The 14,070-nt window shown below is 70.3% G+C and carries 8 protein-coding genes; 4 read left to right on the top strand and 4 right to left on the bottom strand.

Features of this window, described 5'->3' with window-relative positions; genetic code table 11:
• On the top strand, positions 1 to 1,748 hold a 1,748-nt coding region (locus tag UK23_RS31175), incomplete at its 5' end, for a DUF7507 domain-containing protein (protein ID WP_045315270.1).
• A 163-nt stretch (positions 1,749 to 1,911) separates the two neighbouring features.
• The gene (locus UK23_RS31170; protein WP_156213506.1) at positions 1,912 to 3,777 is read left to right on the top strand and encodes a hypothetical protein; all 1,866 of its coding nucleotides are present in this window, start codon (positions 1,912 to 1,914) and stop codon (positions 3,775 to 3,777) included.
• Positions 3,778 to 4,060: 283 nt separating this feature from the next.
• Here the strand turns inward: UK23_RS31170 and UK23_RS31165 are convergent, their stop codons facing one another.
• Positions 4,061 to 4,486, bottom strand: coding sequence for a hypothetical protein (locus UK23_RS31165; protein WP_045315268.1), 426 nt, complete (start codon positions 4,484 to 4,486; stop codon positions 4,061 to 4,063).
• 230 nt (positions 4,487 to 4,716) lie between these two features.
• Here UK23_RS31165 and UK23_RS31160 point away from each other — a divergent pair, with 230 nt between their 5' ends.
• Complete coding sequence (locus UK23_RS31160) at positions 4,717 to 5,298, top strand: GNAT family N-acetyltransferase (protein WP_052685221.1); 582 nt, start codon at positions 4,717 to 4,719, stop codon at positions 5,296 to 5,298.
• Positions 5,299 to 5,640: 342 nt separating this feature from the next.
• Here UK23_RS31160 and UK23_RS31155 read toward each other — a convergent pair whose 3' ends face one another.
• Positions 5,641 to 6,492 carry a carotenoid biosynthesis protein gene (locus UK23_RS31155; RefSeq protein ID WP_045315267.1) on the bottom strand — a complete coding sequence of 284 codons (852 nt, stop codon included), beginning with the start codon at positions 6,490 to 6,492 and terminating at the stop codon, positions 5,641 to 5,643.
• A gap of 329 nt (positions 6,493 to 6,821) precedes the next feature.
• Here UK23_RS31155 and UK23_RS31150 point away from each other — a divergent pair, with 329 nt between their 5' ends.
• The gene (locus tag UK23_RS31150; RefSeq protein WP_156213505.1) at positions 6,822 to 8,165 is read left to right on the top strand and encodes a hypothetical protein; all 1,344 of its coding nucleotides are present in this window, start codon (positions 6,822 to 6,824) and stop codon (positions 8,163 to 8,165) included.
• Between the two features lie 21 nt (positions 8,166 to 8,186).
• On the opposite strand, the gene UK23_RS31145 is transcribed toward UK23_RS31150, so the two are convergent.
• Together UK23_RS31145 and UK23_RS31140 are read right to left on the bottom strand one after the other, a co-directional pair.
• Complete coding sequence (locus tag UK23_RS31145; RefSeq protein WP_045315265.1) at positions 8,187 to 9,041, bottom strand: RING finger protein; 855 nt, start codon at positions 9,039 to 9,041, stop codon at positions 8,187 to 8,189.
• 15 nt (positions 9,042 to 9,056) lie between these two features.
• Positions 9,057 to 13,898, bottom strand: coding sequence for a beta strand repeat-containing protein (locus UK23_RS31140; protein WP_045315264.1), 4,842 nt, complete (start codon positions 13,896 to 13,898; stop codon positions 9,057 to 9,059).
• Positions 13,899 to 14,070: the final 172 nt, after the last annotated feature.

Here is a 14,070-nt window from a genome sequence, read left to right as displayed (position 1 = left end):
TCGTCTCCCCGAAGGACCAGGGTGGCGACAACGCGCTCGACTCGGACGGCGAACCCGCCCTGGCGAGCCCCGCGTACGGCCAGACCGCGGTGTTCACGCTCGGCCAGATCCAGGTCGACCGGACGTGGGACCTCGGTGTCACGGCGGCCAAGCCGGCGATCGACGTCGAGAAGTACGTCACCGGCGGCGCGGCCACCCGTGACGACGCCGACACGCCCAAGGGTCCGTTCGTTCCCACGGGTGCGACGGTCACGTGGACGTACGTCGTCAAGAACACCGGCAACACCACGTTGGTCGGCATCCAGGTGACCGACGACGACCCGGCTGTCACGGTGTCCTGCCCGCAGGACACGACCCTGGCTCCCGGTGAGTCGCTCGAATGCACCGCTACCGGTGTTGCGATTTCCGGCCAGTACGTCAACGTCGGTACCGCCACGGGCACTCCGGCTGACGACGCGGAAACGCCGCTGCCGGGCGTCGGCCCCGTGACGGACACCGACCCGGCGCACTACTACGGCGCCTCCCCGGCGATCAAGATCGTGAAGTACACCAACGATCAGGACGCCAACGAGGCACCGGGGCCGTACGTGCTCAAGGACGGTGAGGTCACCTGGAAGTACGTGGTGACCAACACGGGCAACACCGACCTGAACAACATCAAGATCACCGACGACAAGGAAGGCGACATCAGCTGCCCGAACGCGCCGCAGACGCTCGCACCCGGTGCGTCGTTCGAGTGCCTCAAGACCGGCAAGGCGGTCGAGGGCCAGTACGCGAACGACGGCAAGGTGACCGGCACGCCGATCGACGGGAGTGGCAGCACCATCCCCGGCTCCGGCCCCGTCGAGGCGCACGACCCGTCGCACTACTTCGGCGCACACCCGACGATCAAGATCGTCAAGAAGGTGAACGGCGACGACGCGGACACCGCGCCCGGACCGTACGTGCCGGAGAAGTCGGAGGTCACCTGGACCTACGAGGTGACCAACACCGGCAACACCAAGCTGGTGGACGTCACGGTGGTGGACACGCCGGAAGGCGCGGTCACCTGCCCTGCCGCCACGCTGGCGCCCGGTGAGTCGATGACCTGCACCCTGACCGGTGTGGCCAAGGCGGGTCAGTACGAGAACGTCGGCAAGGTGACGGGCAAGCCCGTCGACAACGGTGACCAGCCGATTCCCGGCGCACCCGAGGTCACCGCCGACAACCCGGCGCACTACTTCGGCACAGCACCTGGGATCAAGATCGTCAAGAAGACCAACGGCGACGACGCGAACGCAGCGCCCGGTCCGCAGGTCACCCAGGGCTCGAAGGTCACGTGGACCTACGAGGTCACGAACACCGGCAACACGCGGCTCACGTCGGTCGCGGTGACGGACTCGATCGAGGGCGCGATCTCGTGCCCGAAGAACGACCTCCAGCCCGGTGAGTCGATGACGTGCACGAAGAACGGCACCGCGGTGCTCGGGCAGTACGAGAACAAGGGCACGGTCGAGGGCGCACCGTCGAAGGCCGACGGCACGCCGATCGACGGCGCGAAGAAGGTGACGGCCGACGACCTGTCGCACTACCTGGGTCAGGCGCCGCCGCTGCCGTTCACGCCGAACGGGACGGCCAAGCCCGGACAGCTCGCGCTGACCGGACCTCCGCTGCCGCTGCCCGGCATCGCTCTGGCGGGTGTGCTTCTCGCACTCCTCGGAGCAGCCGGCCTCGTCCTGTCGGCGGCTCGCCGCCGCAGGCGGGAGTGACGGCAGCGGCCCGATGAGCCGGGGCGCGACCGCGCCCCGGCTCGCACCAAAGCGCACCCCCGGACTCCTGGGGGTGCGCTTCGTGCACCCGCAGGTGCACGAAGGTGCTGGTCACGCGGCCCGCGCCGGTGCTCTCGTGGAGGTAGCGCGGAAGGGAGCACAGGTGGCGGACCTGTTCATCGTGGGGCACGGACGCCTGCTCGGCAGCGAGGTGTACGTGCCCGCCGGGCAGCGCGTCCACTTTTACGCGCACAAGCACACCGCCCTGCCGCTCGGGCTGGGCCTGGCTGCCTTGAGCACGGCGGGCGGGACCGGTCCGGTGTGGTCGGCCGGGACCGCGCGGCACAGCGTGCGGTGCCGCAACGTGGCGATCAACGCGATGGCGGACGTCGAGCGCCTGGTGTTCGAGAGCGTGGTGGCCTCGGGCACCGCGATCTTCGCGGGCGACCCCGAGGTGCCGCTGCCGCCGGACGGCCTCGCGCTGTGCGAAGCGCCCTCGGCCTGCCGTGCCGCGCGGGCACACACGTGCGGCGGCTGGCTCGACGTGCTCGCCGGCCGGGCATCGGACCTGCACTTCGTGACCTGCCTGCTGGACGACGAGGACGAGGCGTCGGCGCGGACCAGGCACACCGGCGAGGAGGAGGCCCGCCGGCACCGGGGATGGCGCAAACTCGTGCCCGACGCGCTGCGGCCGGGTGGTCGTCACGCGACAGGGCCGCTCGTCACCGAGCTCGAGGAAACCGCCGCCAGGTTCGCCAAGCTGTCCTACGCGGACAAGGAGCGGACGTTCGACTCGTGGTCGAACGACACCAAGGCGTTGATGCGCACACAACGGGTCGTCGAGGAGTGGACGGCGATCCGCGGCGCGCGCACCGTGCTGGCGGAGGCAGGCATGTTCAGCCTCCGCGCCTACCTGCTGGCGGTGAGCCGGGTTGAGGCGAAGATCTGCCGCACCGACCCGAGCGTGCGGCACGCCGAGGCACGCGCCAACCGGTGGCTCGACCTGTGGGACCACGCGGGCAGCGCACGCGCCGAGAAGGCCGCGGCGGCGTGGGCGGACCTGGACGCGGCCGACCGCCTCGGCCTGACCCACACCGAACCCGAGATGGCCGCGCGGCTGGCCCGCTGGATCACCGACTTCCCCGACGGCATGACGCCGCAGCGCCTGGCCGAGCTCGTCCACGAGCACAACGTCGGCATCCTGCGCATCGCGGGCGACGGCAGTGTGCTCAAAGGCGCCGTCCTCGGCGAGATCGTCGCGCTCGAACCCCGCAGGATCCTCGCACTGCACGACGGCAACGGCTTCGAGGTCGGCACCGGCCCCGCCTTGCGCCGCCACGTCCGCCGCGCCACCGCCGCCACCGCCGACCTGACGGTGTTCGACCTGGTCACCGGCCGCACCGTGGTCGGCGCGGTGGACGAACCGGCGGCGGCGTACCTGCGCCGCCTCGCCGCCGTCGTGAGCGCAGGCGTCGCAGAGATCCAGCACGCCGACCTGACCACCCTGCACCACCAGCACCTGCTGCGAGGCGTGAACTCCGGCCTGCTCGAAGCACTGGACCGCCTCAACCACGCACTAGCGCACGGCGACTCACCCGCCAGGCACGTCCTCGTGGTCGACGACGCGATCGGTGCGCGGACGAAACTGGCCGGGGAACTCAGCCAGTGGTCGCACGCGGCGTACGAGGACATCACGACGTGGTGGCGGCACGTCGTTGACTTCGCCATCGCACCACGCGACGGCGAGGTGCTGCCGCAGGTGACGATGTCGGTGCTCACCGCGTTCCTGCTCACAGACGGCACCGCCGCACTCGCCGAGCACGTCGACACCCTCACCACCGAGCTGTGGTCCGCGTGGGCCGACCGCGACACCGCCCGCTTCGAGGAGGTGTCGCAGCTGTGGCACGAAGAGGTCCCGGGGGCGGTGGCGACGGTGCTCGCAGAGCTCGCGGACGTGCCGCACCTGATGGCGGCGGCGCAGCGGGACGCCGTGACGTTGGCGGGGCGGTTGCAGGTGATGGGTGTGTGATGCGGGGACGCCCGCGGACTGGATGTGGGTGGTGGCCGGCGAGCCGCCACCCGGCGGAAGTGCCCGCGTGCTCGGCCAGTGCGGGTAGCGGTGCCGTTCGACGTCCGCCGTTTGCCTGCCCAGCGCGGTGCCGCCCACAGCCACGTATCGGCGTTGCTTGTCTGTCTGTGTGGGCGGTGATGCCGCCTGTCGGCCTACCGCCACGCATCGGCGCTGCCTGTCCGCCCGCGCAGGCCGTGATGCTGCCCGTCCACGCACCGAGGCCGTGGCACCGCGGCCCGGTTCAGACCTCGCCGCCCCTGGCCGCCACCAGCTCGCGCAACCGTGCCGCCACCAGCATCAGGTCGGCGAGGTCCTCGTCGGTCTTGCACAGGTGCGCGAGCACCGACTGCCGCGCCCGCTCGGCCTCCGCGATGGCCGCGCCGTGCCGGTGCAGCGTCTCCAGCAGCCGGGCGATGCGCAGCACCTCCTCGCCGAACGCCGCGAACAGGTACGCCTCGTCGTGCGTGAGCTCCGGCTCGCCGCTCTGTCGCGCGATCGTCTCGCCCAGGCTGCCCAGCGCGTCGCGGGCTGCGGTGTGGCCGATGTCGAACGTGCCCAGCTCGGCCTCGCCCAGACCGGCGAGCAACGCGTCGTGCATCGCCGTCACCGCGGCTCTGACCTGGTGGGTGCCAAGGGTCAGCTGGTCCTGCGTACGGGCTGACGGCATGCGGCGTACTCCTCTCGGGCCGATGTGATCGTTCCCAATCCGACGCCTCGCGGCCGGGCCGCCGCGTGCCCGATCGGGCAACCGGGCGGTCACATCGGCGGCCACGCGGCGAGGTGCCCGGCGCGTTCCTGTCACGGTGGTGCGGCTTGGTTCGCGGACGGGTCGAGGCACTCACGCGTCCAGGCAGCCATCTCAGTTCCCGCGCAAGGCGAAGCACTCGAAGAGGCCGCATGACCATCCGCCCCGCCCGCCGCACCGACACCGGAGTCGCCGAACTCCAGCACGGTTCCGCCCCGGATCTGCTCGACGAGGTGTTCGGCGCGGACGTCCTCGCCTTCCTCGCCCGCGACTTCCGGTACGGCCGCGGGATCTACGGCTTCCGTCAGCAGCTCGTCGTCGACGTCGGTGGCGCGGTGGCGGCGAGTTGCACCGTCTACCGCGGCGGGCGAGCCGGGACGCTCAGCGCCGCCACTGCCCTCACCGTCGTGCGGCACTACGGCGCGGCGGCCGCACGGGTGCTCCGGCGGTCGCTCGCGGTGGGTGCGGCGTTCTCCCCGCCAGCGCGGGACGGGTTGTTGCTCGCCAACCTCTGCACCGCTGAGAGCGTGCGGGGACAGGGGATCGGGACGGCGCTCGTCGAGCACGTCGTCGCGCTGGCACGAGCAAGCGGATCAGGCGTCGTCGAGCTGGACGTGTCGACCGCGAACCCACGCGCGCAACTGCTCTACGAAAGGCTCGGGTTCGAGGTGGCCGGCGAGCGCGCGCATCGGCTCGGCGGCGACCGGTTCCGCCGGATGCGGCGGCTGGTCTGATGATCAGGAGTTCTCCTGATTGTCCGACCGCCGAGAAGTCGCGTAGAAATTCATCCGTCATCGCCGGATGGGAGAGGGCGAATTCGGAGCAGATGACCAGCGGTCCCGGACGGCACCGGCAGGGGGTGGCGTTCGGGAATGATCCGGCAGTGTCGACGGGCGCTGCCGGATTTCGCTGTGCACCACCTGTTCTCCGCCGGAAGGGAAGGCGAGAACAGCTGTTCCACACAGTGGTTGTCGACGTTTCCCGCGACGGCCGACACCGCCGACCGGACCTTCGTGCGACGCCGGCGATCAGGCATTTACCTGGGCGAACGCGAGAACCTCTGCGTGGCCGCGCTTCTATTGCCGGCCACGTCGGTCGACGCCACGACGGGCGGTGAGCAGCAGTGCGAGCAGGGCGATGAACACCATCCCGTAGATCGCGAGCAGTGCCGAAGTCTCGTAGATGTCGCCCGTGTGCCACGTCTTGCCCGTGGCGTCGACGACGTTCCCGCGTTCGCCGGTGAAGTACTTGGCGACGTAGGAGATCGTCGTCGCCGCGTACAGCAGCACCGCCTGCACATCGCTCGCCGGCGTCGGTCCCTCTGCGGAAGGTTCCGGGCCGCGCATGCGCAGCCAGACGGCGAGAACCTGCATGAACAGGTAGACGGTGAGGGTCCAGCCCAAGAAGTTGACCAGTGGCACGCCGAAGAACCCGCCGCCGTGCTCCCACACCCAGGCGCGGTCGACGGTCGCGGCGATCGGATCCATCGCGAGGTCCCAGGCCGTCATCGCGAACGCGGCGACCACCGGTGTGCCGACGGTGAGCACGGCGGGTGAGTCGCGGCGGACGTCGCCGAGCAGCACCGTGGCCACGACCCACGCGAGGTAACCGGTCGCCAGGTAGGCGGGACCGACGAACCAAGGCACCTCGAAGATCTTGCCCGCGCCGGTGTAGTGGTAGTGACCGAACGGGAAGCCGGTCTCGATCGACAGGTTCTCCATGACGTTGCTGATCACCAGGCCTGCCACGAGGAACACCGCGACCGCGCGCCAGCCGTAGCGCCGCCCGCCGTGCCAGAGCGCGAACCCCACCTGAGCCACGATCAGCACCAGCCGCACGTCACGCACGAACGCCGTCAGCACAAGGCCGAGGAAGACGACGGCGGTGCAGACCCACAGCGCCGTTCCGGAACGTTCGGTGGCGGGCATCGGAGACCTCCCTCGGCCTGAGGACACGAGCATCTCCGGACACCGGTCGGAAAGCGCTGTCCACACGGGCACCGCTGCTGCCCGGTAGTGCAGTGCGCGATCGCCGGACTTCCCGCCGTCAGCAGCACCTGCCCCGGAGGGCTCGCTGTTCCAGCCGGACCCTCAGCCGTTCATGTGATCGCGGTCCCGGATGCGACTGCCGGGGCGGCCGGCCCACGCATCCGGGGCTTCGTACCGGGTCTGTGCACCCACAAGTGCGCGAACGCGCAGGAAGCGAGGCCCCGGCGGGTGCTTTCGTTGAGGTATTGGACGCGCACCAGGAGGCACGGATGTTCCCGTCACAGCGTGATGTGGTCGACACGGACGGCCTCAAGCCGATCGGAACCGCGCTCAGCGGCTACCTGACGAACGGTGCCTTCTACGACCCCCGGCTTCGCGGGGTGCTGGAATACCACGACCAGATGCGCGAGGCGCACCTGCGCTACCTCGACTACTACGACAACGTCCTGGCACCGGAGTGGGCCCGGCTCCGTCGTTGCGTCTCGGACACCACGGTCGTGCTCGTCCGCCTGCAGAGGATGCCGGACACGCTCCGCTCGGCGGTGAGCGACGTGCACCAGGCGTGCACCCAGATCGACGCTGCCGTGACCGCGAGGACCGATGTGCCCTCCTCTTTCGCCGCCGAGCTGCACGACGCGGTGACAGCGGCGAAGAACCTCCTGTTCGACATGGCGGAGTTCGTCGTCGTGGGCGACGACGTCGCCGTCGGGCTCGACCTGATCGACAACTTCGTGAGCACGTTCGTGCGGGAGTACCGGTTCCGGCTCGAGCACGACGCTCCCGACGAGGTGGCCGCATGGGCCGTGGAAGCCTGGAAGACCGACTACCGTCGGCTCGAGAAGGGGTTCGCGAACGTCAGAAGGTCGATCGGCGAACTGCGTGAGGCCTTGCAACGGTGGTATTCGGCCTACTACGGCCTCTCCGAGCAGATGGAGAACGACGAGCTGCCGGTCGACCCGAACCCGCCGGCAGAGGTCGCCTGCGCCGCGTTCGAACCAGGAAACCTGGACGCCTATCGGCAACAGCTGCGGAACTGGCGCGTTCAGGTCGAGTACTGCCTGAAGGCGCAGTCCGACGCCATCACCGCGGCGGAGGAGATGTGCGAGACGTCCACAACCGCCGTCACCGATGCGAAGAAGCGCTCACGGGAGTTCCTGACGCGGACCGACCACTGCCGCGAGGACCTGGTGACGTTCCTGCGCAAGCGGGACCGGGGACCTCTCTACGACATCGGCCTGGCCGAAGCGCAGCAGGACCTGGCCGAACTGAAGATGTTGATGCCACAGCTCGACGAGGTTCCGCTGTACGGGAACGAGGTCAAGGCTTCCTTCGGGCAGTTCCTGGCTCACGTCGCGGTTGTGCTGAGTCTCGTCAAGGACGTGCTGTACCGCGACAGCCAAGGGGGCGGGGGACAAGCGTTCGACGAGGAAGTCGCGCAGGACGTCCGAGCGACCGCCGCCCGCGGCCTCGAGGCGCACGGCAAGTTCGTGCAGCTCGTCGACAACGCGGTGAAGCAGGCCACGAGCAGCGACGAGCTGGCCAGGCACGTCAGGCACAACGCGGAGCTGCTCGCGCAGCTGGGTGTGAGCGTGACCGGCCGAGCCGGCGCGTGACCGGCGCCCGCGGGCCTGGCGTCACTCAGCCGCGAACTGCCCGAGGAACGTCTCGTGGTCCCGCACGGCGTCCTGGTAGAAGCCGATCGTCCTGTTCACCACGTCGGTGATGCCCGGCAACAGCACGGACGCCCGCCCGAACCGCCCCGTCATCGTGTCGGCCAGGTCGGAGAGGTTTCTCGTGTCAGGTCCGGCGGCGGTGATCCGCGACCACGTCGCGGTGAGCACCTCCCCGTGCTCGGCGAGCTTGCCGAGGTCCGCAGCGAGTCCGGGGTCGGAGATGTCGGCTGGCAGCGTGCTCAGCTGGGCACCGATCTTCACGAACCGCTCCAGGTACTCGTCGTGCAGTGCGCGGGCGGTCGGGCTGAGCGCGTCGGTGAGCACCGCGATGTCGCGCCTGCGCCGCAGTTGCATGCCAAGCGAGGACCACCAGGTGCGCGCGCCGTCGAAGTCGGTGGCCGACTCGCGCAACAGGCCGAGCGCCGAGATCAGCAGTTCGGCTTCCCGGCTGACCGCGACAGCTCTCGCGTGCACGGTGTCCAGCAGGTTCTTGGCAGCCTGCGCCCAGTCGGCCGGTGCGTCCAGCTCCGGGATGACAGCGCAGTTGTAGATGCGCGCGTCGGTCATGAGTGTCAACGCCACCGGATCTTCGCGGTCGCCGAGGAAGTCGGTGTGCGCCAGCGGAACGGTCACCTCCCGGACAACCGCGCCGGCGGGAACGCCGCGGCAGTTGGGGCACGTCAGCGCGATGACGGGATCGAGCCGGTGCACGTGCTCGCTCAGGCAGCCGGTGCAGAACTCGTGCCCGCACGGGCGCAGGACCGTCTCCTCGCCGGACCTGATGTTCTCCTGGCAGATCGTGCACAGCGAAAGCATGGGGGTTCCTCTCGATCAGGAGCGCCTGCGGCGCACGACGGTGAGCAGCACCAGACCGACCAGCAGCAGTACGCCCGCGGTGAGCGCGATGCCCAGCAGGGCCGTGCCGGTGACCGGCAGCTTCCCGTTGCCGGAGGTGCCGGGCGCCGTCGTCGTGGTCGTAGTCGTGGGTGCGGCTCCGGCACTGACCTTGGTCGTGACGGCGCATCCCTTGGCGCAGTTGCCGTCCGGTGCGGTGACGGTGTTGGTCAGCCCGCCGTCGCCGGTCGTCGGCTGCTTCGCGGTGACGCTGTAGGTGATGGTGACCGTGGCCCCCACCGCGAGCGGGCCGCTCCAGGTGAGCTTCCCGTCGCTGACCGCGGGCGCGGGCCCGGAGTCGGCCTTGGCGTCGCCGTTGTAGGTGGCGTCGTCGAGCACGCCGGTGAGGTCGTCGGTCAGCGTGGCCGGCCGGTCCGCGGTGTAGGCGGCGCTGCCCGAGTTCTGCACCAGCACGGTGTAGGTGACCTTGCCGCCGGGTGCGACGGTGTCGGCGTCGGCGAGCTTGCTCACCTCCAGCCGGGTGATCGGCACGGTGACCGTGCAGGTCGCCGGGCAGATGCTGCCCGCGGGCCCGGTCACCGAGTTGCGCAGGTCGTGGTCGCCGCTGAACGTGGGGTTGACGGTGACGCCGTAGGTGATCGTCGCGGTGGCGCCGACGGCGAGCGCTCCGCTCCAGGTGAGCTTGCGGCTCGCGGCGTCGACGGTGACCGAGCCGGTGCTCGCGGTGGCGTTGCCGGGGTAGGTCGCCTGGTCGAGCACGTCGCTCAGGTCGTCGGTGATCGACGCGGGCGCCGAGGCCGGGTAGTCGGTGCCGCCGGAGTTCGTGACGGTCACCGTGTAGGTGAGCGGCACGTCCTGGGCCGCGATCGTCTTGTCGGCCCTCTTGGTGAGCGTCAGCCTCGGCACGCCCGCGCACGCCGTCGCCTTGGTGGTGACGCCGTCCACGACGAGCCCGGCGGTGTTGCCGAGACCGCCGGGCTGCGTGGCCCGGTCCGCCGGGCACCGCAACGCCGCGGCGGTCGCCGACTCCGCCACGGTCACCGGCACCTGGACCGACCAGACCAGCGTCGTGGCCGGCTCGATCGTCTGCCCGGTGGCCAGCGCGGTGTCGGTGCCACCGTTCCACCCCTGGTTCGCGGTGGCGCCCGCGGGCGGTGTCACGACCGGCGAACCCGCGGTGACACCCGCACCGAACTCGAACGCGTCGGTGAGGTCGTACTTCGCCGCCACACCGCCGGAGTTCGCCACGGTGAGCACGTACCGCACGACGAGGTGGCCGGAGTCGTCGAAGCGCGGGTAGCCGTCCGCGAGCGCCTTCGTGATCACCACGTCGGCGAGGTCGGCGCATGCGTGCGCGGAGACCGGCACGCCGTTCGCCGTGGCGGTCGCGGTGTTCAGCAGACCATCGGTGGTGCTGCCGTTCGCACCGCACGTCATCGTGGCGTGCGTGAGACCGGGCCCGACCACGGCCCGCGCGGTGATGTGCCAGGTGTGACTCCCATCCGCCGCGAGCGCGACACCGGTGGCGAGCCCGGTGGTCGTCGTGCCGTTCCACGACGGGTTCGCCGTGACGCCGGTCGGCGGGGTGACTTTCGGGTCGGTGGCGGTGATGCCGAACCCGAACCCGAACTCGTCGGCCAGGTCGTACGCCCCCGCCTCGGAGCCCGCGTTGGTGATCACCACGTCGTAGCCGACGGTGTAGCTGCCGTCGCCGTTCTCCACGGGCTGCGCCGGGTTCAGCGTCTTCGTGATGGTGATCAGCGGCAGGCCCGCGCAGGCGTGCGCTGTGGTCTCGGTCTTGCCGACGAGCAGGTCCGCGATGGCGAGCAGGCCACCGGCCGTCGTCCCGTCCGGCGCGCAGACCAGTGCGGCCGGGGTGACGTCCGGTGCGGGCGTGACCTTCGCGGTGATGTGCCAGGTGTGCGTTCCTCCCGGTGCGATCGCGAGGTCGCTGATGAGCGTCGTGTCGGTGGTGCCGTTCCACGACGCGCTCGGCGTGGCCGGACCGGTGACCTCGGCCGCGGTGGAGGTGAGGCCGGCGCCGAAGTCGAAGCCCTCGGTGAGCGAGTACTGCCCGCGCCCCCCGCCGGTGTTGGTCACCACGACGTCGTAGTCGATGGTGTAGGTGCCGTCACCGTTGGGCTTGGGCGTGCCCGTGCCGACGACGTGGGTGATCGTCAGCGACGGCAGGCCGGTGCAGGCGTGCGCCTGTGAGGGGATGGCGTTCGTCGTCGCGGTCGCGTGGTTGAGCAGTCCGCCTGCCGTGCTGCCGTCCGAGCTGCAGGTCAGCGGCCCGGTGCCGGTGCCGGCGGGCACGGCCGCCGTGATCGTCAGCACCCACCTGTGCGTCTGCCCGCCGCCGCCCTCGATCGGCACGCCGTTCGCCAGCGACGTCGTGGTGGTGCCGTTCCACGCCGGGTTCGCGGTGACGCCGGCCGGTGCGGTGACGTTCGTGACCGACGGCGTGATGCCGGTGCCGAACCGCAGGTCGTCGCTGAGGTCGTAGGTGGTCGCCGCGCCACCGGTGTTCCGCACGTCGATCTCGTAGGTCACGGTGTAGGTGCCGTCGTCGTTGATCACCGGCGATTCGGCGCTCACCGACTTGGTGACCTCCACGAACGGCAGGTTCGCACACGCGGACGCGGTCGCGGTGGCGCCGTTGGCGGTCACGATCGCCTCGTTGAGCAGGCCGCCCGGGGTCGTGCCGTCCGGCGCGCACACCATCGCGCTCGCCTCCGTGCCGGGGAGGAGCTTGACCGTGCCGGTGCCGTGCCAGACGTGGTGGTCGCCGGGGCCGATCGCGACACCGGTGGCGACGGAGGTGGTGGTCGTGCCGTCCCAGTCGGGGTTGGTGGGAACGGGGCCGCTGAGGGTGGCGCGGGCGGTTCCGTCGATGCCCTGGCCGAACTTGAGCTGGTCGGTGAGGTCGTAGGTGGTGGCGGCGCCGCTGTTGTCGACGGTGACGTCGTAGGCGATCGTGTAGGTGCCGTCGCCGTTGGCCTTGGGGTAGCCGTCCGTGACGGTTTTGGTGATCTTGACGATCGGCAGGCTCCCGCACGCGTGTGCTGAGGTCTCCAGACCCAGCCAGTGCGCGCTCGCCGTGTTGAGCAGACCTCCCGCCGTGGTGCCGTCGGGGTTGCAGACGAGCGACGTCGGTTCCGTGCCCGGTGGCGCGGCGACGTCACCGGTGATGTGCCAGGTCTGCGTGCCGCCCGCGGCGATCACCACACCGCTGCCGAGGCTCGTGTCGGTGGTGCCGTTCCACGACGCGTTAGGCGTGACCGGCCCGGTCGCGGTCAGCCCCGAGACGGTGATGCCCGCGCCGAACCCGAGTGCGTCGGTCAGGTCGTAGCCGCCGTCCACCTGACCGGAGTTGGTGACCGTGATGTCGTAGTCGATCGTGTAGCTGCCGTCGCCGTTCGGCTTCGGTGAGCCGGCCGACACCGTCTTCGTCACGGCGATGTCGGGCAGTGAGGCGCAGGCGTGCACTTCGCGGCTCGTACCGATGGCGGTGACGGTCGCGGAGTTGAGCAGCCCGCCCGGCTGCACACCGGCGGGATCGCAGGCGAGCCCGGTTCTGCCGGACACGGTGGCGCCGCTGCCGGTCGCGACGACATGCCAGGTGTGGCTCGCGCCCTGCGCGATTCCGACAGCCTTGGCGACCACGACGTCGGTGGTGCCGTTCCAGCTCGGCGACGCCGGCACCGGCCCGGTCGCCGAGGGGCTGGACACGGTGAAGCCGCCGGGGAACTTGAAGGCGTCGGTGAGGTCGTAGACGCCGGCGCCGCCGGAGTTCTGGATCTCGACGTCGTACTCGACCTGGAACGAGCCGTCCGGGTTGCGTCGCGGATAGCCCGAGGAGAACTTCTTCGTCACGTCGAGCAGCAGCGGCGAGTAGCAGGCGTCCGCGGTGAACGCGGTGCCGCCGAGCGTGAGCGAACCCGCTGTGGCGACACCACCCGCGTTCTGCCCGCAGATCGCCTGTGTGCCGGAACCCGCCGCGACCTGCACACGGGCACCGAGCGTCCACGTGTGTCGCTGACCGGCCGGTATCTCGACGCTCTGTGCGGCAACCTGATCGCTCGTGCCGTTCCAGCCCGCGTTGCCGCCCGCGGGTCCGGACGGGGGGAGCGGCGCGGTCGTCGTGACGCCCGCGCCGGTGACCAGCGACGAGTCGAGCTGGTAGACGAGTTGCTGCGTGCTGTCGTTGGTGACCGTCATCAGGAACGGCACGTTGATCGTGCCGTCGCCGTTGTCGACGACGTGCGCGAGGTCGACCTGGTTCGTGAAGTTGGCGGGGACGTCGGCGCACACCCAGGCGGTGCTGAGGTTCAGCGTCAGTTCCGCGGACGCGTTGAAGCCGCCGTTGGTGGCACCCGGCTGGGCCGGGCACGACCGGTTCGCGATGAAGCCGGCGAGGACGTGCACGGTGACGTGATAGGTGATCTGGCTGTTGGCGCTGACGGTGACGATGGTGTTGGACAGGTACACGTTGCCGCTGCCCGTCCAGCTGGAGTTCGCGTCCGGCCCGGTCACCGCGGTGGACATGACGTTGACGAGGCTGCCGAAGTAGAGGGTGAACGCCGTGTTGGTGTCCTGGTCGAAACCGGCGTCGTTGCGGACCACGACGTCATAGCCGATGTCCCAGCCACCACCGGCGGTGAGCGAGGGTGAACCGGGGCTGACTGCGGCCGTGACCGAGAGGGCGTTGGTCGGCTGGCCACGTGTCTTCGTCACGCGCGAGAACGGTGCAGTCATCGCGCAGACGGCGAGCAGGCACGCGACGAGCGCGGTGAACCGTCGCCTTGCAATGCGCATGACGCCTCCATCTCCGGCTTCCGCAGGAACGACCCGGCCACCCGGACGGAATTACGGCGCACTTCACGAGATGCGCGGAAAGGTCGTTCAACTGCCCTTTTGCCTGCCCCAGCGGGCAATTTTCCGGGCGGTTGGTGAAAGCGGTGAACGTAATGTGGGACATTCCGTTGCT

The sequence above is a fragment of the Lentzea aerocolonigenes genome, assembly GCF_000955955.1.
GTDB classification, from domain to species: domain Bacteria; phylum Actinomycetota; class Actinomycetes; order Mycobacteriales; family Pseudonocardiaceae; genus Lentzea; species Lentzea aerocolonigenes_A.
The sequence above is the reverse complement of the archived record's forward strand: the minus strand, read 5'-3'. Positions and strand labels throughout refer to the sequence as shown.